The organism is Enterococcus nangangensis (assembly GCF_005405245.1).
GTDB lineage: Bacteria > Bacillota > Bacilli > Lactobacillales > Enterococcaceae > Enterococcus_J > Enterococcus_J nangangensis.
The window spans coordinates 1-25124 of sequence record NZ_BJDR01000023.1; the positions used below are offsets into that span (position 1 = coordinate 1).

The 25124-nt window shown below is 42.1% G+C and carries 25 protein-coding genes; 5 read left to right on the top strand and 20 right to left on the bottom strand.

Features of this window, described 5'->3' with window-relative positions; translation table 11 throughout:
- Nucleotides 1–109: 109 nt before the first annotated feature.
- The 6 genes from FFM57_RS07675 to FFM57_RS07700 all read right to left on the bottom strand — a co-directional run bounded on the left by FFM57_RS07675 (nucleotide 110) and on the right by FFM57_RS07700 (nucleotide 7658).
- Nucleotides 110–544, bottom strand: a complete 435-nt coding sequence (locus FFM57_RS07675) for a hypothetical protein (protein ID WP_137599931.1) — start codon at nucleotides 542–544, stop codon at nucleotides 110–112.
- A 97-nt stretch (nucleotides 545–641) separates the two neighbouring features.
- A complete protein-coding gene (gene lpdA, locus FFM57_RS07680; RefSeq protein ID WP_137599932.1) occupies nucleotides 642–2048 on the bottom strand; it encodes a dihydrolipoyl dehydrogenase in 1407 nt (468 codons plus the stop codon).
- A 7-nt stretch (nucleotides 2049–2055) separates the two neighbouring features.
- Complete coding sequence (locus FFM57_RS07685; RefSeq protein ID WP_137599933.1) at nucleotides 2056–3705, bottom strand: dihydrolipoyllysine-residue acetyltransferase; 1650 nt, start codon at nucleotides 3703–3705, stop codon at nucleotides 2056–2058.
- A 27-nt stretch (nucleotides 3706–3732) separates the two neighbouring features.
- Complete coding sequence (locus tag FFM57_RS07690; protein ID WP_137599934.1) at nucleotides 3733–4710, bottom strand: alpha-ketoacid dehydrogenase subunit beta; 978 nt, start codon at nucleotides 4708–4710, stop codon at nucleotides 3733–3735.
- A gap of 2 nt (nucleotides 4711–4712) precedes the next feature.
- The gene (pdhA, locus tag FFM57_RS07695; RefSeq protein ID WP_137599935.1) at nucleotides 4713–5825 is read right to left on the bottom strand and encodes a pyruvate dehydrogenase (acetyl-transferring) E1 component subunit alpha; all 1113 of its coding nucleotides are present in this window, start codon (nucleotides 5823–5825) and stop codon (nucleotides 4713–4715) included.
- A 438-nt stretch (nucleotides 5826–6263) separates the two neighbouring features.
- The gene (locus FFM57_RS07700) at nucleotides 6264–7658 is read right to left on the bottom strand and encodes an aminotransferase-like domain-containing protein (protein WP_137599936.1); all 1395 of its coding nucleotides are present in this window, start codon (nucleotides 7656–7658) and stop codon (nucleotides 6264–6266) included.
- Between the two features lie 121 nt (nucleotides 7659–7779).
- Between FFM57_RS07700 and thiD the strand changes: the two genes are divergently transcribed.
- Nucleotides 7780–8619: a bifunctional hydroxymethylpyrimidine kinase/phosphomethylpyrimidine kinase gene (thiD, locus tag FFM57_RS07705; RefSeq protein ID WP_137599962.1), complete on the top strand. Its 840-nt coding sequence runs from the start codon at nucleotides 7780–7782 to the stop codon at nucleotides 8617–8619.
- Nucleotides 8616–9167: an ECF transporter S component gene (locus tag FFM57_RS07710; protein WP_137599937.1), complete on the top strand. Its 552-nt coding sequence runs from the start codon at nucleotides 8616–8618 to the stop codon at nucleotides 9165–9167. Before thiD ends, FFM57_RS07710 begins: the two co-directional genes overlap by 4 nt.
- A gap of 57 nt (nucleotides 9168–9224) precedes the next feature.
- On the opposite strand, the gene FFM57_RS07715 is transcribed toward FFM57_RS07710, so the two are convergent.
- From FFM57_RS07715 to FFM57_RS07770, 12 genes are all read right to left on the bottom strand, one after another.
- Nucleotides 9225–9638, bottom strand: coding sequence for a DUF3284 domain-containing protein (locus FFM57_RS07715; RefSeq protein WP_137599938.1), 414 nt, complete (start codon nucleotides 9636–9638; stop codon nucleotides 9225–9227).
- Nucleotides 9625–9816, bottom strand: coding sequence for a DUF3188 domain-containing protein (locus FFM57_RS07720; protein WP_137599939.1), 192 nt, complete (start codon nucleotides 9814–9816; stop codon nucleotides 9625–9627). Before FFM57_RS07720 ends, FFM57_RS07715 begins: the two co-directional genes overlap by 14 nt.
- Nucleotides 9817–9834: 18 nt before the next feature.
- On the bottom strand, nucleotides 9835–10056 hold the full coding sequence (locus FFM57_RS07725; protein WP_137599940.1) for a hypothetical protein: 222 nt from the start codon (nucleotides 10054–10056) through the stop codon (nucleotides 9835–9837).
- 62 nt (nucleotides 10057–10118) lie between these two features.
- Complete coding sequence (locus tag FFM57_RS07730; RefSeq protein ID WP_137599941.1) at nucleotides 10119–11546, bottom strand: PTS sugar transporter subunit IIC; 1428 nt, start codon at nucleotides 11544–11546, stop codon at nucleotides 10119–10121.
- A 115-nt stretch (nucleotides 11547–11661) separates the two neighbouring features.
- Nucleotides 11662–11982, bottom strand: coding sequence for a PTS lactose/cellobiose transporter subunit IIA (locus FFM57_RS07735; RefSeq protein ID WP_137599942.1), 321 nt, complete (start codon nucleotides 11980–11982; stop codon nucleotides 11662–11664).
- Between the two features lie 21 nt (nucleotides 11983–12003).
- Nucleotides 12004–12327, bottom strand: a complete 324-nt coding sequence (locus tag FFM57_RS07740; RefSeq protein WP_137599943.1) for a PTS sugar transporter subunit IIB — start codon at nucleotides 12325–12327, stop codon at nucleotides 12004–12006.
- 150 nt (nucleotides 12328–12477) lie between these two features.
- Nucleotides 12478–15186, bottom strand: a complete 2709-nt coding sequence (locus FFM57_RS07745) for a sigma-54-dependent transcriptional regulator (protein ID WP_137599944.1) — start codon at nucleotides 15184–15186, stop codon at nucleotides 12478–12480.
- 48 nt (nucleotides 15187–15234) lie between these two features.
- Entirely contained in the window at nucleotides 15235–16386 is a 1152-nt protein-coding gene (locus FFM57_RS07750) for a DEAD/DEAH box helicase (protein WP_137599945.1), read from the bottom strand.
- Nucleotides 16383–17399, bottom strand: a complete 1017-nt coding sequence (locus FFM57_RS07755) for a Gfo/Idh/MocA family protein (RefSeq protein ID WP_137599946.1) — start codon at nucleotides 17397–17399, stop codon at nucleotides 16383–16385. The genes FFM57_RS07750 and FFM57_RS07755 overlap by 4 nt, the downstream gene beginning before the upstream one ends.
- A 1-nt stretch (nucleotide 17400) precedes the next feature.
- Nucleotides 17401–17733, bottom strand: a complete 333-nt coding sequence (locus tag FFM57_RS07760; protein WP_137599947.1) for a DNA/RNA nuclease SfsA — start codon at nucleotides 17731–17733, stop codon at nucleotides 17401–17403.
- A 69-nt stretch (nucleotides 17734–17802) separates the two neighbouring features.
- On the bottom strand, nucleotides 17803–18972 hold the full coding sequence (locus tag FFM57_RS07765; RefSeq protein ID WP_137599948.1) for an IS256 family transposase: 1170 nt from the start codon (nucleotides 18970–18972) through the stop codon (nucleotides 17803–17805).
- 86 nt (nucleotides 18973–19058) lie between these two features.
- On the bottom strand, nucleotides 19059–19475 hold the full coding sequence (locus FFM57_RS07770) for a DNA/RNA nuclease SfsA (RefSeq protein ID WP_137599949.1): 417 nt from the start codon (nucleotides 19473–19475) through the stop codon (nucleotides 19059–19061).
- 76 nt (nucleotides 19476–19551) lie between these two features.
- On the opposite strand from FFM57_RS07770, the gene FFM57_RS07775 reads away from it, so the two are divergent.
- Nucleotides 19552–21447 carry a M13 family metallopeptidase gene (locus FFM57_RS07775; RefSeq protein WP_137599950.1) on the top strand — a complete coding sequence of 632 codons (1896 nt, stop codon included), beginning with the start codon at nucleotides 19552–19554 and terminating at the stop codon, nucleotides 21445–21447.
- Nucleotides 21448–21494: 47 nt separating this feature from the next.
- On the opposite strand, the gene FFM57_RS07780 is transcribed toward FFM57_RS07775, so the two are convergent.
- Together FFM57_RS07780 and nagB are read right to left on the bottom strand one after the other, a co-directional pair.
- Nucleotides 21495–21863 (bottom strand): DUF4828 domain-containing protein, encoded by a 369-nt coding sequence (locus FFM57_RS07780; protein ID WP_170999934.1) that lies wholly within the window; start codon nucleotides 21861–21863, stop codon nucleotides 21495–21497.
- A 157-nt stretch (nucleotides 21864–22020) separates the two neighbouring features.
- Nucleotides 22021–22725 (bottom strand): glucosamine-6-phosphate deaminase, encoded by a 705-nt coding sequence (gene nagB / locus FFM57_RS07785; RefSeq protein ID WP_137599952.1) that lies wholly within the window; start codon nucleotides 22723–22725, stop codon nucleotides 22021–22023.
- A 196-nt stretch (nucleotides 22726–22921) separates the two neighbouring features.
- On the opposite strand from nagB, the gene efaR reads away from it, so the two are divergent.
- Together efaR and zwf are read left to right on the top strand one after the other, a co-directional pair.
- A complete protein-coding gene (efaR, locus tag FFM57_RS07790) occupies nucleotides 22922–23569 on the top strand; it encodes a transcriptional regulator EfaR (RefSeq protein ID WP_137599953.1) in 648 nt (215 codons plus the stop codon).
- Between the two features lie 12 nt (nucleotides 23570–23581).
- Nucleotides 23582–25087, top strand: a complete 1506-nt coding sequence (zwf, locus tag FFM57_RS07795; RefSeq protein ID WP_371851251.1) for a glucose-6-phosphate dehydrogenase — start codon at nucleotides 23582–23584, stop codon at nucleotides 25085–25087.
- Nucleotides 25088–25124 lie beyond the last annotated feature (37 nt).

Here is a 25124-nt window from a genome sequence, read left to right on the forward strand (position 1 = left end):
TCAGCTAACGTTTTCCGTTATGAGGACACGCTAGGGACTTGAACCCATGAGAGTTTGCCCATGCCGGGCAAACAAAAGGACTGCGCATTTTTGCGCAGTCCCTCTTTTTTTATTTCTTTAGCCGAATGAGATGACTATTTTCTTCATCGGAAAAATCGCCAATCGCCCCACCCGCTAGTAGATGTTCCACTTCCGCTGGCGTCAACTCAACCAGATATTGACCATACCCTTTTTGTTTAAAACTAGCGTAATCTGCCGCGTCTTGTAACATATAGATTTGTCGGCCGGCAGCGCTGCGGGCTAAAACCTCAGCTACTTCTTCTGTGATTGCTTGTGTTGACTTTTCAACACCCATCCGTTGATAAATGGTCGTCAAGGCGCAGTGCAAGGCGGCACTTAAATCTTTGGGCTGGGCCGCAAGAAGTGCATTTTGTAAACTGCCTCCCGTTAAGTCCCATTCATCTTTTTTTAAGATAGCACCAGCTTGTAAAGAATATTGCAAGTGCTGTAAAACTTGTGGATACCAAGGTGAAATTAAATCCATGCTGCACGTCCTTTCTTTTCTCTGGTGTGATGAGGGTATAAAAAACCTCGCAAGTTCCAACAACAGACCTTGCGAGGTAAAGTGTTTTACAAATTGATTAGATGTGGATTGGCATGCCTAAAGCAAGTTCAGCAGTATCCATGACAATTTCCCCTAAAGATGGATGTGGGTGAATGGTTAAAGCAATATCTTCAGCATTCATGCCGGATTCAACCGCCAAGGCTAATTCTGAAATCATGTCAGAAGCGCCAACACCGGCAATTTGCGCGCCGATAATCACGTTGTCATCTTTGGTCGTTACTAAGCGCAAGAACCCTTGCGTAGCATCTAAAGAAATGGCTCGACCGTTACCAGCAAATGGGAACTTAGATTGTTTAGCATCAAGCCCGGCTGCTTTGGCATCAGCAATGGTCATCCCGACAGAAGCTAATTCTGGATCGGTAAAGGCAACAGCAGGCATTGCTTTATAGTCGACAGCTACTGCTTTGCCGGAGATGGCTTCGGCGGCAATTTTAGCTTCATAGGAAGCTTTATGGGCCAAAGCGGCACCAGGAACGATATCCCCAATGGCGAAAATATTTTTCACATTGGTACGACCTTGGGCATCAACTTGGATTAAACCACGTTGACCGACTTCAACGCCAGCTTGTTCTAAACCAAGATCGTCAGTATTCGGACGACGACCAACAGTAACCATCACGTAATCCGCTGTTACTTCTTGTGGTTTGCCATCAATTTCGTATTTAACAGTCACACTGTCGCCGTTGTCGATAGCTTCTTTAGCCATGGCATTGGTATGAATCGTCACACCTTTTTTCTTGAAGTTATCTTCAGCAACTTTCACCATATCTTTTTCATAAGTTGGTAAGATTTGTGGTGAGCCTTCTAAAATCGTTACTTCGGAACCAAGATTCGCATAAGCGCCACCTAATTCAGCCCCGATAACACCGCCACCGATAATGACGAATTTTTTAGGAACTTCTGGTAAATTCAAGCCACCTGTGGAATCTAAAATCCGGCCGCCGAATTTGAAGCCTTTAATTTCAATGGGACGACTACCTGTAGCTATAATCGCATTATTAAAAGAATACGTTTGGGCAGAATCAGGATGCATTACTCGTAAGTTATGATCATCCACAAAGAAGGCTTCCCCCATTAAAATTTCAACTTTGTGTTTCTTTAAGAGCATTTCTACCCCAGAAGTCAATTTATGCACCACTTGATTGTCTTTCCAATCTTGGGTTTGTTTGAAATCAAGAGAGACGTCTTTAGCGGAGACTCCAAAAATTTTAGAATCAAGGCTTTCTTGGTAATGGTGACCAGCGGCAATCAAAGCTTTAGAAGGGATACAACCAACGTTTAAACAAACGCCGCCGATAAATTCCCGTTCGATGATGGCAACTTTTTGTCCCATCTCAGCAGCCCGAATGGCGGCAACGTATCCGCCAGGGCCAGCTCCAATCACGACTGTATCTAATTCAATGGCAAAATCTCCTACTACCATGTTAAAATCATCCTTCCATCAATAATAATTCTGGATCAGCTAATAAACGTTTGATATTATTCATTGCTTTTTGTGCTGTAGCACCATCGACAATACGGTGGTCAAAACTCAAGGAAAGTTTCAAGACGCGACCAACAGCAAGTTCACCTTCAGCATTAACGATTGCTTGTTGAGCAATTGTCCCAACACCTAAGATGGCTACTTCAGGGTAGTTAATTACTGGCGTAAAGAAGCCACCACCTACAGAACCGATGTTACTAATAGTGATGGAACCATCCCGCATATCGCTAGCTCCCAATTTACCATCATGAGCAAGCGCTGCTTTTTCGTTGATTTCATCAGCGATATCAAACATCCCTTTAGTATCGGCATTTTTAACGTTTGGTACATATAAACCATGATCCGTATCCGTAGCAATTCCGATATTATAGTAATGTTTGTAGACAATTTCGTTAGTGGCATCATCAATAGAAGCGTTTAATACTGGGAATTTCTTCACAGTGGCAGTTAAAGCTTTGACGACATATGGTAAGAAGGTTAATTTAGTATCGCGACTAGCTGCAACTTCTTTAAATTTCTTACGGTGATCCCAAAGTTTGCTTACTTCTACTTCATCAAATAAAGTAACGTGTGGTGCTGTGTGTTTAGAGTTTACCATCGCCTTAGCAATTGCTTTACGCGTACCAGACATTGGTTCCCGTGTTTCAAGCTCAGCTAAGCTAGACTTGAAGGCTTGTGGTTTAGCACTAGCAACAGGAGCAGCTTGTGGTGCAGCAGCACTTGGCGTAGCTTGGGTAACAGCAGCTTGCGGAGCACTTGGAGCAGCAACACTACCACCAGCTAAGAAGCTGTCGATATCTTGTTTGGTTGTCCGACCAGCTTTACCAGTTGGCGCAACTAAAGTGATGTCCACACCTTTTTCGCGAGCGTATTGACGAACACTAGGCATAGCTAACACATTTTTATTAGCTTCAGCTAGGGGTGCACTTGGGGCAACGGCAGCTTGTGGTGCCGGAGCAGCAGCTGGCGCAGCAGATGCAGGCGCTGCACTTGGGCTTGGAGCAACAGTTGCTGGACCATTGTGTCCTGGTGCATCGATTTCTACAAGGACGTCTCCCACATTCGCAACAGTTCCTTCTGTGACTAAAATCTTTTTAACCGTCCCAGTTACTGGAGAAGGAATTTCTTCTACCGATTTATCATTTTGCACTTCTAATAATGTATCGTCTTCTTTAATCGTTTCACCTGGTTGTACGAACCATTTCACGATTTCACCTTCAGCAATTCCTTCACCAATATCTGGCAATTTGAATTGGTAGAAGCCACCACCAGGTACAGCAGCAGGTTGTTCTGGTGTGTTGGTAACTGCTGGCGCTTGTTCTGGTGCAGGCGCTGCAGCTGGCGCATCATCGTTATGTCCTGGTGCGTCAATTTCCACAAGGACATCGCCAACATTGGCAACAGTTCCTTCATTTACTAAAATATTAAGAATTTTCCCAGTTACTGGGGAAGGAATTTCTTCCACTGATTTATCGTTTTGCACTTCTAAAAGTGTATCATCTTCGTTAATTGTGTCTCCTGGTTTTACAAACCATTTTACGATTTCGCCTTCTGCGATTCCTTCGCCGATGTCAGGCAATTTAAATTGATAAGCCATCAATTACGCATCCTTTCCGTATTATGATTAAAAGCTCATGATTTCTTTGACTTTTTCTTCAATGTCCTTAGCATTTGGCAACCAAATATTTTCGGCTTGTCCAAATGGGAAGATGGTGTCTGGGGCACTTACCCGACCAACAGGAGCTTGTAAAGAAAGAATTGCCCGTTCGGAAATTTCAGAAACCACTTGGGCACCAACGCCTGCTTGTTTTTGGGCTTCTTGCACCACCACAACGCGACCGGTTTTCTTCACAGAAGCAATAATCGTTTCAATGTCTAAAGGTGCCACTGTACGTAAGTCGATAATTTCAGCATCGATACCTTCTTTAGCTAAGTTGTCGGCAGCTTTTTTAGCTTCCCGAACCATCGCTCCATAAGTAATGATGGAAATATCTTTTCCTTCTTTAGTAACAGCTGCCTTATCTAACGACACTTCATAAGCTTCATCTGGCACTTCCTCGCGGAAAGAACGATAAAGTTTCATGTGTTCCAAGAAAACAACAGGATCATTGGAGCGAATAGAAGCAATCAAGAGTCCTTTAGCATCATAAGGGTTAGATGGAATAACGACCCGAATACCAGGAGATTGGGCAATTAAGCCTTCAAGGTTATCTGAGTGTAACTCTGGTGTATGCACACCACCACCAAAAGGCGCACGCACGGTGATTGGTAAATTACGGGTGCCTCCCATCCGGTAGCGAGTACGAGCCATTTGGCCCACGATTTCATCCATGACTTCAAAAACAAAGCCGAAGAATTGAATTTCGGGAACTGGACGGAAACCTTCTAAAGCTAAGCCGAAAGCTAAACCGCCAATACCGGATTCAGCTAACGGGGTATCAAAAACCCGATCTTCGCCGAATTTTTCTTGTAAGCCTTGAGTAGCACGGAAAACACCACCGTTTTTACCGACGTCTTCCCCAAAAACCAAGACATTTTCATCTTTTTCAAGCTCAAGCGCTAATGCATCAGTGATGGCTTGGATCATTGTTTTTTGTGCCATGATTATTTCGACTCCTTCGCTTCATAGATTGCAATTTGTTCTTTAATGTTTTGCGGTTGTACTTCAAACATATTCTTCAAGAAGTCAGAGACTTTTTGTTTAGGATATTTATCCGCTTCAGCAATCGCATTTTTGATTTCTTCTTTAGTAGCTTCGATGACGGCTTCTTCTTTTTCTTCAGACCAGATGCCTTTATCTGTTAAATATTTGCGGAAACGAACCAATGGGTCTTTTTGATGCCATTCGTCTTCCATGTCTTTTGAACGGTAACGCGTTGGATCGTCACCTGATAAAGTATGAGGACCATAACGGAAAGTTAAGGTTTCAATTAAGACTGGACCATTCCCGTTAGCCGCCCATTCCCGTGCAGCCTTAGTTACAGTATAAACAGCTAATGGATCCATCCCGTCTACTTGGATACCTGGAATTCCAGCAGCGACTGCTTTTTGTGCTAATGTTTTAGCAGCTGTTTGTTTTTCCCGCGGTGTGGAAATGGCAAACCCGTTATTTTGGGTAACAAAAACAGCGTTAGCATGGTAAGCTCCTGCAAAGTTTAAAGCTTCATAGAAGTCCCCTTGGGAAGTACCACCGTCACCTGTATAAGTAATAACAACATTTTTCTTATTCCGTTTTTTAAGACCTAAAGCTACACCTGCGGCTTGGACATATTGCGCACCAATGATAATTTGTGGTGGCAAAGCATTTAAATCTTCTGGATAGAAGTTCCCTGCAACGTGTCCTCTTGACCATAAGAAAGCCTTACTTAAAGGTAAACCATGTTGAACTAATTGTGGCACGTCACGGTAACCAGGTAAAACATAGTCTTCTTTTTCCATTGCAAAGTGACTTGCTAATTGGCTGGCTTCTTGACCAGCGGTTGGTGCGTAAAAACCTAAACGGCCTTGACGATTCAAGGCAGTTGAACGTTGATCTAAAATTCTTGACCAAACCATTTGACTCATGAGTTCGACTAATTCGTCATCGCTTAAATCAGGAACTAAATTTTCATTGACAACATTGCCGTCTTGATCTAAGGCTTGATACAAAGGGAAATCCCCATGAATGGTTTCTACAATCTTAGCAAAATCAACGGCTTGTGCATTCTTCTTGACCATTTGAACACATTCCTCTCTCTAACAGAAGTTAATTGTGTTTTAAACAGCTTCAAAAACTGTATCACTGTTCTAACACTTACATACTTAAATTAGCATTTTTTCCTGTAACAGGCAAGGAAAAACACCTATTTTTTTATTTTCATTTAAAGTTTGTGACAAGGCATACAAATAGGCTTTTGTGAATTATTGCACTCATTTCTGTCAAGCAATTTGCTGTTTCCTCCCTTTGTGTTAGTACACTAATCAGGGAGCAGAAGTAGTACAGTTAAAAATTAATACAGTTTTAAAACTGTCGCTAAAAATAAAATGCGTAGGAAGACTGGTTGTTATCAGCTTCTCCAACATAAAAAGAGCTTTCAAAAATGAAATCCCTTCAAGAAAAGCGATACAGTTCACAGCAGCTATTTATACGTGTAAATTTGCACAAGGGAAGGAATTTTAGTCCTTGGCAGGCAAAATTTCTCCTAAGTTCTCCATAAACTTTTTTACTGTTTTCTCATTTAACCGTGCTGTGTTAATTCGTAAAGCAGCACTTGGAGAGCCAAAATGAAAAGCTGGCGCGGCTAAAATATTTTTTTTCATCATTTTTTGGAAAAAATTTTGTGACATACCTCCGGGAATTTCATCCAACCAAAGATAATATCCCCCCTTAGCCGGCCAAGCCTGTCCCAGCTGATATTTTTCAATAAGAAGACGTGCTTCATGATTACGGCGAGCTAACTCTTCTTGTAAGCTAGCTAATTGTTTGGGAAAAGTCGGATCATTTAAAACCGTCGTCGCCAAAACTTGCGGGAAAATACTCATGGTAAAATCCAACTGCGTCCGAGCTTCCGCCAGTCGATTGACAATGGCTTGTGGCGCAATGACCCAACCAATTTTTGTGGTGGTCCCCATAATTTTTGAAAGAGAACCTAAGTAAAGGACTTGTTTGGGGGCCAACTCTTTTAAAGTGGGCAAAATAGGCGTACCGGGAAAACTCAGTTGACTGAAAGCGTCGTCTTCTACTATTAATAGTTGTTGCTCTTTGGCAAAGGCCACTAGTTCTTTGCGGGCAGCTAAACTCATTTGCCAACCAGTAGGATTTTGAAAATTAGGATTCACCAGTAACACTTTGATTTGTTGTTGGCGAACTTTAGCTTTTAGAATTTCTAGGTCCAGACCATTAGCATTTAAAGGAATCCCAATGCGTTGAATTTGCGTCGCTTCAAAAATTGGCAAGCTCCAAAAAAAGGAGGGCAACGGGACGGCTACTTTAGTATGAGGCGTTAACAACACTTGTAAAATTAAAAAGAGTCCTTGTTGCGAGCCGGCAGTAATCAACACTTCATCCCTACTGACGCCGGCATCAACAGCAATTTTTTCTCGCAGTGGCAAATACCCTAGCTCATCTTCCAACTGTTCGGCCTGTAAAAAATCTTGCCAAGAAAAATTAGGCAACGCAATGCGAGGAATTAAGTCCAAGGGTAGCTCACCTGTGTAAGCGTCAATGACGGTGCCTCGTTGTAGCAAACGTTTAATGCCTGCCGCATTTGGCCGTTCAAAAGGATTTTTCGGATTGCGAAAGTAACGCCAATCCCCCGCCGTATCTTTTAAAATTTCCGCATTTAAATAAGTGCCGCTCCCGGTCTTACGCGTTAATACGCCTAAAGCAACTAGCTCTTCAAAGGCGTGACTTACTGTTGAGCGATTCACGCCTAAACGATTCGCCAATTGTCTTTCAGCTGGCAAACGCTCGCCGATTAATAATTCTCCTTGGCGGGCACCTTCCACTACTTGTTCCATAATTTGTTGATAGACAGGGACTGAACGTTGGGGATTTATTTTCCATTCCATCTTCTAACGCAACTCCTTTCAAAAAAATTGGCTGAGTTAAAAATAAGCCAATTGGCTCTTTTTGTCAAAAATATTTCGGCTATACTTAAGCGTGAAGTAAGCAGAAAGATAGGTGAAAAAAATGATTCCAAAAGTAATGACCATTGCCGGCTCCGATAGTTCTGGTGGTGCTGGTTTACAAGCTGACCTTAAAACCTTTCAAGAATACGGGGTCTTTGGCTTTAGCGCCATCACCAGCATCGTCACAATGGATCCTGCTGCCGGGTGGTCCCATGAGGTAACACCCTTAGTTAGTGACTTACTAGCTAAAGAATTAAAAACAATTTATGCTGGCGCGCCTTTACAGGCAGTGAAAACGGGTATGCTGGGTACGGTGGAAAATGTGCAAGTTATCGCCCAGTACTTGACGGAATTTCAACAAAAAAATTTAGTTGTCGATCCGGTCATGGCTTGTAAAGGGACAGCAGGCTTATTGCAACCTGAACTGGCTTATGCGATGCGCGACTTGCTCTTACCCCACGCATTGATAACTACACCTAATTTGGTGGAAGCGGGAATTTTAGCTGAAATGGGCGAACTCACCACTACTGACGAGATGGAAACAGCAGCTAAAAAAATTGCGGCCCTTGGTCCCCAGTATGTCATTATTAAAGGCGGACATCGCTTAAAAACAACGGCTGCTGTCGATTTATTTTACGATGGTCAGACGTTTACGTATTTAACAGGTGAAAAATACGCCACCGACTTTAATCATGGCGCAGGTTGTACTTTTGCCGCGGCAGTCACCGCTGGTCTCGCTAAAGGAAATACTCCCTTAGTTGCCGCCAAAAAAGCCAAAGCATTTGTCAACGCCGCCATTAAACAAGGCGTCAAAATTAATCCCTTTTTAGGACATGTTTGGCATGGCGCTTATAATGACGCTGAGGCACGAATGAATCAGGAAAGCAGGAACAACGGATGAAACAAAAAAACACTACTTTAAATATCGTGATGGTGGCTCTTTTTACCGCCATGACTTATGTAGCCACTCAAATAATTCACATTCCTATGCCGGGAGCTTTTGTCCATTGTGGCAACGTGATGGTCTTACTCTCTGTTTTACTATTAGGTTATACGAAAGGCGCTTTAGCAGGCGGCTTGGGTTTGGCTTTATTCGATGTGTTAAACGGCTATATTACTGAAGCTCCCTACTTTATTGTCGAAAGCTTTGTGGTAGGCGCTGCTGCTTGGTTGTTCTTCCATTTTATTTTTAAAGAAAAAGTCGACAAACCTGCGGACTTATGGAAAATTGTCGTAACCGCCATCGCCACTGGCTGCGCTAAACTTTTTATGACGCAATTAAAAAATACGATTGTCTTTATGTACGGTGGTTCTAACTTTCACGTCGCCTTCACGGCAGCAACGGTTAAATTACCAGCATCCTTCATTAACGTTGGTGTGACGATTGTCTTAGTCACAATTTTATTCTTACCTTTAGATAAAGCCTTAAGCAAATTAAATTTACGCTAAGTTTCTGCTTACAAAAAAAGCGTTGCCGACGAGTTTTGTCGACAACGCTTTTTTTATTTAATAGGTTTGTTCAATCTGACTCAGCATAGCATTGAAGCGTCTTTTTCGTAAGAAGCTCCAAAGAATTCCTACCGTCTTATCGTTAAGGGTTTGAATAAAGCCGTGACTTTTCATGGATTCCACGTAGGTTACGTGACATTTTTTTTCGTCTAGAGCTTCTACGTGATACTCTACATAAAAATCGTTGCGCACGGTGGAAGTAGTAAACCCATAGATGGAGTTTTCCACAAACTTATCAATTTTAATTCTAGCGCGACTATTTTTATTGAATTGTTTCACGTATTCAAAATCTCGCAATTGTTGCCGGCCAATTTTTTTTCCGGTTTGTCGTTGAATATCATACAGTGCCGAGTCGGCTAGCTTATCAAAGAAAAAGGGTGCTGGCACTTGTAACTCTTTACGAATTTCCATGATCCTTCACTTCCTTTTCTTTTTTCCGACCATTGCGGAACATGATCAGTCCCACAACGCTGAGAAACAGACTCGTCATCACGTTTAATAAGTTTAAATTCCCGGTATTTTGGTTCACGGCATGAACAAAGACTAATAGACCAATACTAATTAAACAAAGACCGTATTTCTTTTGCATGGGACCTCTCCTCCTTTTTTAAGCTGGTACCACGTTGAAATATAAAACCTTGCCCCAAGGCGCAGCTTTAATGGCCGTCTTTGCAGCTTTACAAGCGGCTTCTAAATCACTAGCATTCGTCTCAAAAGTTAATTTGATTCCTTTTTTTTCTTTAAAGTTAAAAGATAAGCCATCTTGATCGTAGTTATTCAATAACTCGATGATATTATCTTGGCTCATAGCTGAATTAATGACAATCATATTTTTCCCTCCTGAAATTATGTAAGTGGGAAGCTAGACTTCGCTTCCCACATTTTATTTTTTTAAACTTCGTCCATCTTGTTAGCACTAATTACAAATGGTGCCCAGATGAAGAAGGTTACTACCATACAGACTAAAGTCACAATTGGTGCCCGCCAGTCTGCCCCGGTTGCTAAGAATGAAAGCAACATTGGTGGCACAACCCATGGCACGGCTTGGGAAACTGGATTTACTAAGCCCCAATAAGTAGCTAACCAACCGATAGTTGTAGCAACCAATGGTGCTAAGATGAATGGGATAACCATAATCGCATTTAAAACGATTGGCAAACCAAACATCAACGGTTCGTTAATGTTGAAGATACCAGGTCCTAAAGCTAATTTACCTACTGTCTTGTAGTCTGCCCGTTTAGAGAAGATTAGGATGGCGATAATTAAAGTAATCGTACCACCAGAACCACCAAACCAAGCGAAGGCATCAAAGGAACCCCGTACCCACATGTAAGCTTTACCATCTTGAATAGCATCTAGTACCGCTTGTGAACCCGTTACGCCTTCATAACCATTTTGGAAGATGTTGATGTTGGTTAATTGGCCAACACCCCAAACACCTTCTAAAACTGGTGCTAAAACGTTTGGTCCGTGAATACCAAAGAACCAGAAAACCTGTACAAAGAGGGTAACTAACAGTACCCAACCAATCCCTTGGGAGGCCCCCAAGAATGGTTCAGCAATGTATTTTTGCACCAAGTCAATAAACAATTGACCGTCGAAAATTTTACTAATAATAAAGTTAAAGATAGCAATAACATATAAGGAAGCTGTTGCTGGAATAATCGCCGCAAAAGCTTTAGAAACTGCTGGTGGCACGGAATCAGGCATTTTGATGGTTACATCTGCTAACATTAATTTAGCATAGATAATCGTTGCCACAGCACCAATAATCATGATTGTAAAGTAAGCATTCCCATTTAAGTGGTCGAGTTTTAACCAACCCCATAAACCAACACTCAAGTTACCATCAGCGATTGTTGCACCAACACCAGCGTTGTTGACAGCATCCATAACTTCTTGAGAGACATCCACATTTAATGGAGCGCTTAAGCTAGGGCCAAAAGCAATCCCTTGAATGAAGGCTGCTAAAGAAACAATCCCCCCAGCTAAATCATTCACGCCATAAGCACGTGCTAAGTTATACCCCCAAGAAAATGCGAAAATCAAACCAGTGATCGCCAATGTACCATTCCATACATAACCATTCACGGTGATGATTTCACGAATGACAGGAATTGTGTTTCCGTCATAGCTTGGCCAAAATGCGGGCGGCAAATCCCGAATAATTGCGTTGATCATTACGGCGATCGAGCCGGCCATCGTTGCCGGCAAGGTGCCGATAAAGGCATCACGTAAAGCAACAAGATGTTTTTGCGCACCAATTCTGGCGGCAACGGGCAGGATGTGTTTTTCCATCCACGCGGTTAATCCGTTCATTTTGTTATCCTCCTATAGAAAAATTTTTATATAAAGTTTCCTTTATACCATCATTTGAGTGGGGAATCCGTTCAAAAACTCCCACGTTGTAGTGCATCCTCTGGCAAAAGAGGAACTATTTTTCGTCTAGCCGACGATAAAGATCAATAATTTCTTTCGCTAAGTCGCAAAAAGCAATGGCAGTCATCAAGTGATCTTGGCTGTGAACCGTTAACAAGGTCACGGGTACGTGATTTCCTTGGGCTTCTTGCGTTAGCATTCCCGTTTGAGAATGATGTGCTAAAACGAGGGCTTGTTCCGCATCAGCTACTTTTTGGTCAGCCAATGTAAAATCTCCTGCTTTAGCGGCGTGAATTGCTTCCATCGCGTCGCTTTTCGCATTACCCGCATTCATAATTAAGCCCATGATGGCTTCGAGATTTTTTTCATCTTCCATTCTTTGTTCCCCCGAAATAAATTATTTAGAATCGATTAGCGTCAAAGCTTGATCTAAAACTTTTTCGCCATTCATCATGCCGTAATCCGCCATGTTGATGACATCTAAAGGAATTCCTTTAGGTTGCAGTTTTTGTTCAAACTGTCCTTTCATAAAACGAACTTGCGGTCCTAAAAGCATGACATCCACTGGCTTTTCAGCGATGTTGTTATCGGCATCTGATGCAGATACGGCAAAAATATCTGTTTCTAAGCCCCGACTCTCGGCAGCCTTTTGCATTTTCGTAACTAAAAGGCTCGTACTCATTCCTGCTGAGCACACTAACATAATCGTTTTTTTGGCCATCGTTGACCCTCCTTCATCAAATTTTAATTTTTTACTACACTTTACTATAACGCAAGAAGCGTGCCAAAAATAAAAAGGCGCAAAGCTGACTAGACCAACTTTGCGTCTCCTTTATTCTTGGCACACAGAAAGCGTTACCACTTACACACTTTACACAGTGTGTAAGTATGTCTCTCGTAAAATTTGATTATTTAGGAACATTTGCGTTAGAAAAGCAATCTCGCTTTCCGGCAACTGCACGTGATAATTTTTTTCCAACAACATCAAATTGGTTTTCACAACGTCCATTTGAATACGATGAGCTTTTTGAAAAGTTGCTAATTGTGGAAATTCCCGTTGGTGCTGCCCTTTAGCTAAAGAATCAAACAAGACAGCGATATGCATAATAAGCCCAGTGTCTACCCCCGGTTCTAAAACAAGATGGAGGTCCGTTTGTGTTTGCTGAATGACTTTGACAATTTGCATCACGAACTGAGAAAGAATCGGGATGGTGGTGACCGTACTGCTTAAAGATTCTGCAATCCGTTCCACCGATAATTCTTCACAGGCCACGCGTTTTAAAACATCTAGTCGTTGATCATCGAATAAATCTAAAGCGGAGAAGAAAGGAATATTTTGATAGCGAATATCCACCGTGCCAGCAATCGCTACTACTTGATAATCCTTCAGCAAGTTATCAATATGCTTTTTAAAAGTATTCTTTTCAATAAACTGCATTTGAATGATTTCCACTTTTTGGTGATCCACCACGGGATATATGCGTTCGTATAGCTTAGCTGCCACCCCTTCTCCCGTAAAGCAAGTAACCACAATGGCTTTTTTCTTTTGTAATTGGACCATCGCATTTTGCGCAAACTGGCCTTTGATGCTATTTTCAAAAGAAAGCTGAACATTTTGATAAATATCTTCCAAGCTGCGGCCAATCGTCGACATCCGCAAGGCTTCTAGCACAATCAAAGTACTGGTCATGGTGATGGCTTTGGTGCGAATCCCCGTTTCTTCTAATAACATCGTGGAAAAAGTATTCAAAGAACCCATGTCGGTTAAGAGTAACACGCCATTGGTTAAGCTTTCCTTTTCCGCCAAAATATAGTTACGCAACTCTTCATACATTTTTTGGACTTCCATCGTTAAGGGCATATCCATCGCCAGCCCCGCTTTGGTGCCCAGCAGTTCTTGGGCGGTCTCTAACATGGAGGAGGCCGTAGAATTCCCGTGCATTAAGACAATCACCCGCACATTATTTTCTTTCACGATGGTCATCTCACCCACTTCAATGGATAAGAACATGGAAATAAAACCAATTTCATCAAAAGGTAACTCCACATCATTTTCGGCTTCAATCATACTAGATAAATCAATCGCCACTTGAAACTCTTTAGAGAAGTGTTTACGCACGGTGTTTAAATCCGGATGAACAATGCGATGACCTTCTTTCAAGCGCTCTAAGGTACTCTTTAAATGGAGGGCAAAGGCAAAACGTGCTTTTTCGCCATAAACTCGTTCTAATTTTTTTTCTGCGTAATCATAAAGACGGTTAGTGAGTTGCCATAATTTTTGCGGAATCAATTCCTCTTGGACGGTAGATTGGGTTAATTCTTCTACATAGGTTTCAAAGTACGCATCCACATCTTGGGTGATTAAGTTTTCTAAATCAATATCTTGACCAGCATTTTGTGCAAACTCCGCCACTCGTGCTTCGATATTATTATAGACATCCATATTCCGCGTTGGATCTTGCGACCATACCACATCATGGTCTCCTGGCTCAAAACTCAAATATTGCACCTTGCTATCAATGAAACGGTCAAAACGTTCTGAAACTTCTTTAATTTTCAAAAGACCTTTTTGGACTTGTAAAGGCAAATCACTTTTCATAATCATTAAGGCTTCTTGTTGGTGCGTACGGTAATGGAGAAAAGCTTTGGCGCAAACTAATTTCAAGTCACGCTTCACCTGGCCAATGTTACCTTCAGCGTGATAAAGCATAAAGGCTAGAATTGCTTCCCGCTCAATATCAATCCGTTGGTTCAAGCGATTGGCTTCTTGTTTAATAAATAAAGACACAATCTCGTAGCGTTCGTCTAAGGTTCGTTCATCCAAACTCGGTAAGGTAATTGCCATGGGAATACGCCGATTAAAGGTCGTTAAGAAAGACTCCGAACTTTCCGTTGTCGCCCCAATAATTTGCAGGCTAGCCTCATGTTGCCGGCTGCTCTCCCCTAGTGGTCGATAAATTCCTTTATCAATAAAAGTAAAGAGCATCTCTTGTCCTTCAGGTGGCAAACGGTGAATTTCATCAAGGAACAAAATTCCCCCATCCGCCTGGGCAACGAGTCCTTCTCGATCTTCCGTGGCGCCTGTGAAAGCTCCTTTTTTCACCCCAAAGATATGACCGAAAAGAAGCTGCGGATTTTGCGCATAATCAGCACAGTTGAAAGAAACAAAAGGTGCGGACTCCGGCAAACTACCCGCTTCCACTGCGAAGTGATACATACACTCGGCAAACAGCGATTTCCCAGTTCCTGTTTTACCGAAAATAATTGTATGGAGACCTTGTGGCGGATATAAGATAGCGGCTTTAGCCTGTTGAATGGCAACTTTTAAAGAGTCTTCCCCACCAACTAAATTATCAAAAGACACCTTACTTGCTTGATCTACGTGAGCCACTGCAGGGTCAAACTGATAGACCACTGGGCGATTCGTACTTTTTTTGACTGTTTTTTCTTTAGCTAATTCGTTTAAGTAGCGTGAAGCATTGCCGCGATCCATCGCCAGCTTTTCGGCAACGTCACTAGCTGTTAACCCGGCTAGATGTGTCTTTAACAGCTCGAGGATTTGTTGTTTTTTGATGGACACCGTGTTCCCTCCCGTTTCTACTTGTTCACTGCCTATTTTTTCTTACGTTTATTTGCTTTTGTTTTTTTTAGTATTCGTATTCGACCCTGAACTTTTTACTGGTGGTGTTGACTGTAGCGCTCCAGCATACAACCATTTTTCTTGAAAAGAATTGTCGAGCTTTTGTAAATCAGGTAGCCAATTTTTTTCCAGCAACACGATAACTTCTCCGTCTTCTCCCATCCGACCCGTGCGGCCTTTTCGGTGGGTTAGTTGCTCCCCATTTAATGGCACTTCATAAAAGATGACAAAAGGCAATTGCGGTAAATCAATCCCCCGCGCGGCTACATCGGTAGTCAGTAAAAATTGAATTTTTCCTGCCCGTAAGGCACTCATGGCCGCCTTCCTGACAAATTTATCTTCATCAGAAGCGAGGGAAGCTACTGGAACTCCTTCATATTGTAATTTTTCATAGGCAGCGCCTAAGTCAGCCACTTGATTGAAAAAAACAATGCCCCGCATTCCTGGCACTTGCGCTAAACTTTTTAAAATTTGGACTTTTTTACGTTTTTCTGTCACTAAATAACTTAAGGTAATCGTTCCTTGACTAGTATCTGTTTTTAAAACATCCACTACTTGGGCGCTGGCAAAGAGTTCTCTGACGCTAGTTTGACTTAAAGCCGTAGCCGAAAAGCCTAATAGTTGGTAGTGTTTAGGCCCGTGGCGCAAAATTTTACTAGTTAAGTTATCTTTTTGTGCTAACAGTTGGTCTACTTCATCTAAGACAATCGTTGCCAATTGTGGCCATTTAATTTTTTTAGCTTGCAGTAATTCCAAGACGCGACCAGGAGTACCAATTAAAACTTGCGGCTTGCTTTTTAATTTTTCTTGTTGGCGTTTGACACTGCCACCACCGATTAAAGGGAGCACTTGGAGGTCCAAAGCTTGGGCATAAGGACGACAAACTTCAGCGGTTTGCATCGCCAACTCTTGTGAGGGTGCTAAAATTAGTAGTTGCTTGCCGGCTTGTTCTTTTAAGCGGACTAAACTCGGCAGTAAAAAAGCTAAGGTTTTGCCTGAACCCGTTGGCGCTAGTCCTAAGACGTCTGTACCTTGGTAAATTGCTGTATAGGTCGCCGCTTGAATAGCGGTGGGTTGTTGAAAGCCAGCCGTTAAAAAAAGTTGGGCCAAAGCTTCGGGCAATGGAAAATCTATGGTCATCTTGCTTGCTCCTTATCTGGCCCTAAAATAATCTGGCCGCTTTGTCGCAATTGACAAAGTAATTGATTGACTTGAATGGATAGTGCTAATAATTCCTCGTACGCCGCCCCTAACTGCGGATCTTCAGGAGCTAACATCATGGTAGCAAAGTGTAACGCTTCATAGTACATCCCCTGTTGGCGTAATGGAATAGAAAGCGTTGTGCGCCTTTGACTACTTCTTTGGTAAGTATCAATAGCCGTGATACCTGTAATGGTAGGTAAAGTTATAGTGCCGGTAGTAGTGTAAATTTCACTTGTTTGGAAAGAATCGTAATTTTTCCCCACTGCTAGACTCACATCAAAACCCGGATAACGTAAAATAGCTAGCCCACTACCATCAACCCCGCTAGCTAACTTTTGGGGATAGTAAAGGGCATTTTGTGGAAAACCAAACCAGCTTACGGCGCAGTACAACCCATAGACGCCTAAATCCATTAAGGCACCACCAGCAAATTTAGCTGAAAAGATATTCGGCTCTTCACCATTTAAATAAGCGTCGTAGCGGGAAGAATATTTGGCATAACTCAGACGAGCTCCTAAAATTTCAGGAGCTGGCGTTAAGATTTCTTTGACTTTTTGAAACCCCGGCTCATGGAGATGACGGGCCGCTTCAAAATAAAAACAATGTTTTTGGCTGGCTAATTCTACAATGGTCTGCATTTCTTTAGCTGTAACAAAAGCTGGTTTTTCCACAATGACATTCTTGCCATGGGAAAGACAATCCCGCGCTTGAGGAAAGTGCAAACTATTAGGACTGGCGATATAAACGACATCAATATCTGGTGCCTTTAAAAATTTTTGCCAATCTGTATAGACGACTATCGCCTGCTCTGGAAAGGCTGCGGCAAAACTTTTTCCAGTGGCTTCCTTGCGGGAATACACACTAGTGAGTTGATATTTTTCCGTCAGGTGGGCCGCTGTAACAAAGTCTTGCGAAATCCAATGGGTACCAATGACCGCTAAACGTAACATCTTAACTTCCTCCTATTCTGGCGTTGGGATCAATAAACGGAGCATCTAAATCAAAAGGAATTTCCTTTAGCAACTGAATACTTTGTGGGGTAATAAGACAATTATAGCAGAGGACTTGTAGACCTTTCGTCAGACCTTGCTTAAAAGCGTCATAAAGGGCTGGTTGCATTTGGCGATGAATCGTCCCGACTTGCATTTGCGCACTTTGGGCCACGAATAAAACATACGCTTTATAGCCTTGCTGCAAAACCCGCTGTAACTCTTCCACGTGCTTTAAGCCACGTAAAGTAGGAGCATCAGGAAAGGCGCCAATAGGTCCGTTCTCCAAGGTCATGCCTTTTACTTGGGTGTGTCAATAATTTTGTGTAAATTCGTTTAACCTTATCCATTTGATTCCCTACTTTTAAAACATAGACTCTAGTGTGTCTTGGCACTGCTTAAAACCCCTGTGACTTTTCCCAGTTTTTTTATTATTGTATTCAATCATTTGAGTGACTAAGAAACGATCCAGGGCTTCCTCATTTGGAAATTGTTCCTTAGCTTTCGTTTTTCTTTTTAGTTGTTTATTGAAGGATTCGATAATGTTGGTGGAGTAAATAGTACTGCGGATGGCGGGAGGAAAATATAAGAAGGTTAAGAGGTGCTCTGTCTTTTGAAGCATTGCCGTCATTCTGCTATATTTCTTTTGCCATTTGTCGATGAAGTTTTGAATCTTTGTTTGTCCTTCGGCCAAGGTCTTAACCTGATGAATTTCTTTGAAGTCATCGGCTACTTCTTTTCGATCAGAGACACGAACTTTTCCCATGATGTTCCGGTTAATATGGACGAGGCAGCGTTGGAACTTGGCTTGTGGATAATTGGTTTCACAGGCATTTTGAATCGCCGTCATCCCATCCGCCACAATCAACTGCACATCAGTTAACCCACGAGCGACAAGACCGCCTAATAATTCTGACCAAGCCACATTGGATTCTTGTGGGGCAATTGTATAATCGAGTATTTCTTTTTCTCCAGTAGCGGTAATGCCTAAGGCAATATGGACGGCTTCCTTTTGCACGGCATCACGCCTTAAAGGAATATACGTGGCATCTAAGAAGAGGCACACATATTGCGCATGAGAAATTTCTCGAGAATGAAATTCAGTCACTTTTTCGTCTATAATTTTTGTAATGTTGGAAATAGTGGTCGGACTGTAATGCGAGCCATACATTTTTTCAATCAAATCGGCAATTTCACGGGTGGTGATGCCTTTTTCATAAAGATGAATGATGGTAGTTTCTAGTGGATCTAAACGACGGGTGTAAGGTTGAATTAGATTTTGAGAAAACTCGCCCTTACGGTCTCTAGGCACCCGAACGTTGATTTGCCCGAATTGTGTATCCAGGCGTCTGGTATATTCGCCGTTGCGGTAATTATCTATATTGGTACGTACATAAGGGTCATACCCTAAGACCGCGGTTAATTCGCTTTCTAGCAGCATGTTTAAAGTTGTTTCTAACTGCCCTCGAAAAACTTCCGTTAAATTGTCATTTTTTAATAGTGCTTCTGCGATTTCTTTGTTAAACTGATTCATGGGAAGACCTCCATCCGTTGATTTGGTTTAGACGCTTTAATCATACGGATAAGGTCTTCCTTTTTCAATACACTAATTTACACAAACTATTTTACGCTCTCTTTTACTTCAAGAAAGGCTCGCTGTCCTGCTTCATCTTCTAAATAAAAATCAAACTTCGAGTTTTCATAGGTCACTTCCCGTTTAATGACAGTGAGGGTTTCCATAAAAGGCAATTGAATCTTGCCACTAGCCAATCCTTCAGCAACTAAAGGATTGGTAATCTGACTGTCAATATTTAACCAGTTGTCGCCTTTTTTAATCGCTACGAGGTCATAATGCGTCTTACGTTTGGGATTTCCATCATAAACAAGGGAGACGGTCGCTTCTGGCAAAAAAACTTCTTTGCCCCGCCCGGTGTTTTTTACGTGGGCGATAACGACTTCATCAGCTAAGGAACATTCCGCAACAAAACGGTTGGGTCGTGCAATAAATTTAGCCAGCTGATAATTAGAATATTCCATGAATAATTTCTCCTCTATTTTTTCAAATTGCGGTATACTATGTCAGTATACTATTTTATCACAAGGAGTGAAGAAGATGACCTTAGACCCACAATTAGTAAAGGACGACTTTTATGAAGCCGTCAACGGCGCTTGGATTGCCCAAGCAGAAATTCCCGCCGATAAATCCGCAACTGGCGGCTTTAACGACTTAGTAGATGACGTGGAAAAAACCTTGATGGCCGATTTTGCGGCGATGTCCCCCGCAACTGCTGAAGATCCTCGTTTCCAAGAATTTTTAAAATTTTACGCTTTAGCTAAAGACTTTGACGCCCGTGAAAAAGTCGGCGTTGCTCCCTTGCAAAAAGTTTTAGCTAAAATTGAAGCAGTAGCAAACTTCACTGACTTAAACGCCTTGTTGCCAGAATTATTTTTAAACAACTTAGCAACACCTTTTGATCTTGACGTTTCAGCCGATATGAAAAACGCTGCCTACAATGCGCTTTACGTTTCTCCCGTTAGTTTAATTTTACCAGATAAAACCTCTTACGATGCGGAAAATCCACAAAAAGACGCTTTATTAAAAGTTTATGCTGACATGACGGTGGAACTTTTCCAAAAACTAGGCAAAACAGCCGATGAAGCAGCCGACTTAGCTAAACGTACTTTAGCTTTTGATGCTAGTCTCGTGCCTTTTGTCAAATCATCTGAAGAATCTGCTGAATACGCAAAATCTTACAATCCACAAGACTTTGCTAGCTTCAGCCAATCTTCTAACGTTTTAGCTATTCAAGACGTTGTCACGACTCTTTTAGGACAAACCCCAGACACGATTATCGTGACTGAACCGGCCTTCTTTGAAAACTACAACCAGATTGTCAATGAAGAAACCTTTGCTGATTTAAAAGCGTGGTTATTAGTGAAAACCGCCATCAGCTTAGCTAGTTTAACCACTGAAGAGTTGCGGCAAATTTCCGGCATTTTCGCCCGGACTTTAACCGGACGAAAAGTTGCCCAAAGCCAAGAAAAAAGTGCTTTTTACTTAGCCATTGGTACTTACAAACACGTGGTGGGTGATTACTACGGCCAAAAATATTTCGGGGCAGCCGCTAAAGCGGACGTCTTAAACATGGTGCAACGGATGATTGACGTTTATAAAAAACGGTTAAGCACCAATACGTGGCTATCTGCTAGCACACGGGAAAAAGCATTAGTTAAACTCAATGCCATCGTCATGAAAGTTGGTTTCCCTGACACCATTGAAGACATCTACGATCAATTAAAAGTACAAGATACTTCCCTTTTGGAAAATGATTTAGCCTTTACGAAACTTTTTGTTTTACGGAACTTTAGCGAATGGCAACAGCCGGTGAATAAAGAACGTTGGGGCATGAGTGCCAACACCGTGAATGCTTACTACTCCCCATCGCAAAACCAAATCGTTTTCCCAGCTGCCATTTTGCAAGCACCATTTTATAGTCTAGAACAAAGTAGTGCGGCTAACTTTGGGGGCATTGGCGCGGTTATCGCCCACGAAATTTCCCACGCTTTTGATAATAACGGCGCCCAATTTGATGAAATTGGGAACTTAAACAACTGGTGGACAGCAGAAGATTTAGCATACTTCAAAGACTTAGCTGAAAAAATGGTGGCCGAGTTTGACGGCGTAGCAACACCTGCCGGTAAAGTCAACGGTCGTTTAACCGTTTCTGAAAACATCGCCGATGCTGGTGGCTTAAGTTGTGCTTTAGAAGCTTTGAAAGAAGAAAGTAATCCTGACCTAGCAGCCTTCTTTATTAACTGGGCTACTATTTGGCGGACGAAACAAAGTCTTGCTTACCAACAAATGCTTTTAGCTTTCGACGTCCATGGACCAGCTAAATTGCGGGCCAACTTACAAGTGAAAAACTTGCCAGAGTTCTACACAACTTTTGATGTCACTGAAAATGACCAGATGTATCTAGCTCCAGACAAACGCGTAGCTATTTGGTAGACGCAAAAAAGTCGGAAGAAAAATTTTTTCTTCCGGCTTTTTTATTTTTATTGAGAAACTTCCTTTTGATGTAAAGGATACGTAATATCATCGGCTTCGTCGTAAATAAAAGTGGGCTGCTGTTGATCAGCCGTTACCTTTAAATGATAACCAAACTGATCTTGCCACACTAATTGTTCCTGGCTTAATTCTTGTAAGGTACCATTGACCTTAGCGCCATCAATATAAAGACGAAACTCTGGATCAATCATCAGTTGGTGGTGGGTCTGTTGGCTAGGATGAATGAATTGCCACTGCCCAATATATTTGGCGGCCCAGTTTCTTTTTTCGTCTGTTCCTTTGCGCTTAGCAACGACGCTAGCTGCCACGCCGATTAAAGACGCCCCTAAAAGGAATGGCCATCTCCGTTTCACCATTTGCATCCCTCCTCATCTTTTTTATCAGTGTAGCACATTTTTATAAAAAACCTGCGGCCCCAAGTCTAACTTAATAAAAATGACAAGCTTTTGTAATAGGCGCTAGCCAAAAAAAAGATAGAGTGTCGCTCTAACAAACACCCTACCTCTTGTATTTTTATTTTAAAAGACTAGCTGCGGCATCGTCGACAATGATGGTCACATGGGGATGATTTTGTAAAACGCTGGCGGGCACATCTTCAGTTACTGGACCGGACACCGTTCCTAAAATTGCTTCAGCCTTATCTTTACCGTAAGCCATTAGAATAATATTCTTACTAGACATAATCGAAGCAATCCCCATCGACACAGCTTTGGTAGGTACATCTTCCACACTGTCAAAGAAGCGCTTGTTGGCTTCAATCGTGGAGGCCGTTAGCTGCACTTCATGGGTTTTAGAGGCAAAAGGTGTTCCTGGCTCATTAAAACCAATATGACCGTTACGGCCAATTCCTAAAATTTGCACATCAATGGGATGATTAGCAATCACTTCGTCGTAACGCGCACACTCGGCTGCTAAGTCGCTCGCTTTCCCGTTAGGCACAAAACTTTCTTTAAAAGGTTTTTGATTAAATAAATTTTCATTCATAAAGTAACGATAGCTTTGCGGGTTTGTTCCATCAAGACCCACGTATTCATCTAAGTTGACGGAGGTCATGGTAGAAAAGTCACGGTCACTAGCAATCATTTCTCGATACAAAGTGATGGGGGTACTCCCCGTAGCTAAACCTAACACTTTTGCTCCTTGATCCATGGCAGCAGCGATTAATTCAAAGGCTTTTTGGCCGCCAGCTTGTGCATCTTTAACGCGAATAATTTCCATCCTTCATTCCTCCATTTTTGGTATAGTCCAATTTTACCACGTCTTAGAAATTCTTTCAATCATAAGCGTTGTTCCTTCTAAAAAAATTTTGGCACAGAAAGTTTTTTGTAAAAACTTTCAGATAGTACCCGCCTTCTTTTTATGCTAAACTAAAGCTTGTAATTATGCAGATTGTTAGTCAAAGGAGAGAGACGAAATGACCCCGAATCGTGAAGATTATTTAAAGTTAATTTTAGAACTCGGTGGCGATGAACAACAAATCAACAACAAGCAGATTGTCGCTGGTCTTGATGTGTCCCCAGCAAGCGTTAGTGAAATGCTCTCCAAATTAGTCAAAGAAGACCTAGTTATCCACACGCCTTACCAAGGCGTGCAGTTAACGGAAAAAGGTCTACGCTTTGCCTCTGCTTTGATTCGTAAACACCGCTTATGGGAAGTCTTTCTCGTGGAAAAACTTCATTATTCCTTCAACGATGTCCATGAAGAAGCCGAAGTTTTGGAGCACGTCACTAGCGATACTTTAGCCAACCGCTTAGATGCTTTTTTAGAATACCCTGAGTATTGTCCCCACGGTGGAAAAATTCCTCAGTTTCATGAAGATTTGCATGAAGCGCGACGGAAAACCTTAGTGGACTATCCTGTGGGAACTAAAGTGCGGATCGCCCGTGTAATTGACGAAAAAGATTTATTGGATTATTTAGTAGCCTTAAATTTATCCATTCATGAAGAGTATGAAATTGCGGAAATGGCGCCCTATGAAGGACCCGTTACCTTGAAAAAAGACGACAAAACAATTTTACTAGGCTACAAAGCAGCCAGTACTATTTTTGTAGAGACTGTCTAGGAGGTTATTTTTTTGATTGAGGAAAAAAGAGCACTATTCATTTTATTCGGCGCCACTGGTGACTTGGCGCAACGAAAATTATATCCTTCCTTGTTTCGCCTATATCAAAAAGGTGAATTGCAAGAACACTTCGCCGTGATAGGTACCGCGCGGCGCCCGTGGAGCGATGAACATTTTCGTGAAGTCGTTACTGAAGCCATCGCTAGTTTGGAACCTTCCACCAAAGAAGCTCAGGCATTTGCTAGCCATTTTTATTATCAAGCCCACGATGTTGGGGATGCTGAACACTACGTTACTTTAAAAAATTTAGCTGAAAAACTAGATAGCCAGTACCAATTAGCCGGAAATCGCTTGTATTACTTAGCCATGGCGCCCCAATTTTTTGGCACCATCACGAAACATTTGGCTAGTGAAGAAATCGTTTCAAAAAATGGTTTTAATCGTTTAGTGATTGAAAAACCCTTTGGCTTTGACTACGATTCCGCAGCTGAATTGAATCAAAAGATTCGCGCCGTCTTTCCTGAAGAAGATATTTTCCGAATCGATCACTATCTGGGTAAAGAAATGGTGCAAAATATTTCCACTGTACGTTTTGCCAATCCTTTATTTGAAAGAATGTGGAGTCGCCAGTACATTGATAACGTACAAATCACTTTCGCTGAAGAATTAGGCGTGGAAGATCGTGGTGGTTATTACGAGAATAGCGGCGCATTAAAAGATATGGTGCAAAATCATTTGCTCCAAGTTTTATCCTTGTTAGCGATGGAACCGCCATTGAACTTTACCGCCGAAAATATCCGTAATGAAAAAGTAAAAGTTTTATCTGCTGTCCGCCTTTACTCCCCACAAGAAGTCGCCAAAAACTTTGTCCGCGGTCAATACGGGGCGGGTCGCTTAGGTGAAGAAACTTTCCGGAGCTATCGGGAAGAAGATAAAGTTGCCCCTGAATCCAACACTGAAACTTTTGTTGCTGGTAAATTTTTAATCGACAACTTGCGTTGGGCTGACGTACCTTTTTATGTCCGCACGGGGAAACGTTTGACGGAAAAAGGTACCCGCATTAACATTACCTTTAAAGATTTACCCGTGGATATTTTTAAAGGGATTGAAAGTAAAGGTCAACCGAATGTCCTAACGATTTATATTCAACCGACAGAAGGGTTTTCTTTAACTATGAACGCCAAAGAAATCGGACCGGAATACCGGGCGCGGCCGATTAAGTTAGATTATCGCAATTCCGCAGAGCTAACGGTGAACTCGCCAGAAGCCTACGAAAAATTAATCTTCGATGCCTTAAATGGTGACTCTACTAACTTCACCCACTGGGATGAAGTGGCGCAATCGTGGCGCATCGTGGATGTCATTAAGAAAGCTTGGGAAAATGAAACGTGTGCTAAATTTCCTAACTATGCCGCCCGCTCCATGGGACCAGCTGCCGCCTTTGAGCTCTTGGCTCGTGAAGGTCGTCATTGGGTTTGGCAACCAGAGCACTGGTATGAAGAACGCGACTTACTATAAAAAAATTCCAGCTAACCATAAAAAGTTAGCTGGAATT

What these genes read in the sequence shown, in the direction of transcription:
- FFM57_RS07675 (WP_137599931.1), bottom strand. Translation starts at nt 544, where the DNA reads ATGGATTTAATTTCACCTTGGTATCCACAAGTTTTACAGCACTTGCAA.
- lpdA (WP_137599932.1), bottom strand. Translation starts at nt 2,048, where the DNA reads ATGGTAGTAGGAGATTTTGCCATTGAATTAGATACAGTCGTGATTGGA.
- FFM57_RS07685 (WP_137599933.1), bottom strand. Translation starts at nt 3,705, where the DNA reads ATGGCTTATCAATTTAAATTGCCTGACATCGGCGAAGGAATCGCAGAA.
- FFM57_RS07690 (WP_137599934.1), bottom strand. Translation starts at nt 4,710, where the DNA reads ATGGCACAAAAAACAATGATCCAAGCCATCACTGATGCATTAGCGCTT.
- pdhA (WP_137599935.1), bottom strand. Translation starts at nt 5,825, where the DNA reads ATGGTCAAGAAGAATGCACAAGCCGTTGATTTTGCTAAGATTGTAGAA.
- FFM57_RS07700 (WP_137599936.1), bottom strand. Translation starts at nt 7,658, where the DNA reads ATGGAATGGAAAATAAATCCCCAACGTTCAGTCCCTGTCTATCAACAA.
- thiD (WP_137599962.1), top strand. Translation starts at nt 7,780, where the DNA reads ATGATTCCAAAAGTAATGACCATTGCCGGCTCCGATAGTTCTGGTGGT.
- FFM57_RS07710 (WP_137599937.1), top strand. Translation starts at nt 8,616, where the DNA reads ATGAAACAAAAAAACACTACTTTAAATATCGTGATGGTGGCTCTTTTT.
- FFM57_RS07715 (WP_137599938.1), bottom strand. Translation starts at nt 9,638, where the DNA reads ATGGAAATTCGTAAAGAGTTACAAGTGCCAGCACCCTTTTTCTTTGAT.
- FFM57_RS07720 (WP_137599939.1), bottom strand. Translation starts at nt 9,816, where the DNA reads ATGCAAAAGAAATACGGTCTTTGTTTAATTAGTATTGGTCTATTAGTC.
- FFM57_RS07725 (WP_137599940.1), bottom strand. Translation starts at nt 10,056, where the DNA reads ATGATTGTCATTAATTCAGCTATGAGCCAAGATAATATCATCGAGTTA.
- FFM57_RS07730 (WP_137599941.1), bottom strand. Translation starts at nt 11,546, where the DNA reads ATGAACGGATTAACCGCGTGGATGGAAAAACACATCCTGCCCGTTGCC.
- FFM57_RS07735 (WP_137599942.1), bottom strand. Translation starts at nt 11,982, where the DNA reads ATGGAAGATGAAAAAAATCTCGAAGCCATCATGGGCTTAATTATGAAT.
- FFM57_RS07740 (WP_137599943.1), bottom strand. Translation starts at nt 12,327, where the DNA reads ATGGCCAAAAAAACGATTATGTTAGTGTGCTCAGCAGGAATGAGTACG.
- FFM57_RS07750 (WP_137599945.1), bottom strand. Translation starts at nt 16,386, where the DNA reads ATGACCATAGATTTTCCATTGCCCGAAGCTTTGGCCCAACTTTTTTTA.
- FFM57_RS07755 (WP_137599946.1), bottom strand. Translation starts at nt 17,399, where the DNA reads ATGTTACGTTTAGCGGTCATTGGTACCCATTGGATTTCGCAAGACTTT.
- FFM57_RS07760 (WP_137599947.1), bottom strand. Translation starts at nt 17,733, where the DNA reads ATGACCTTGGAGAACGGACCTATTGGCGCCTTTCCTGATGCTCCTACT.
- FFM57_RS07765 (WP_137599948.1), bottom strand. Translation starts at nt 18,972, where the DNA reads ATGAATCAGTTTAACAAAGAAATCGCAGAAGCACTATTAAAAAATGAC.
- FFM57_RS07770 (WP_137599949.1), bottom strand. Translation starts at nt 19,475, where the DNA reads ATGGAATATTCTAATTATCAGCTGGCTAAATTTATTGCACGACCCAAC.
- FFM57_RS07775 (WP_137599950.1), top strand. Translation starts at nt 19,552, where the DNA reads ATGACCTTAGACCCACAATTAGTAAAGGACGACTTTTATGAAGCCGTC.
- FFM57_RS07780 (WP_170999934.1), bottom strand. Translation starts at nt 21,863, where the DNA reads ATGGTGAAACGGAGATGGCCATTCCTTTTAGGGGCGTCTTTAATCGGC.
- nagB (WP_137599952.1), bottom strand. Translation starts at nt 22,725, where the DNA reads ATGGAAATTATTCGCGTTAAAGATGCACAAGCTGGCGGCCAAAAAGCC.
- efaR (WP_137599953.1), top strand. Translation starts at nt 22,922, where the DNA reads ATGACCCCGAATCGTGAAGATTATTTAAAGTTAATTTTAGAACTCGGT.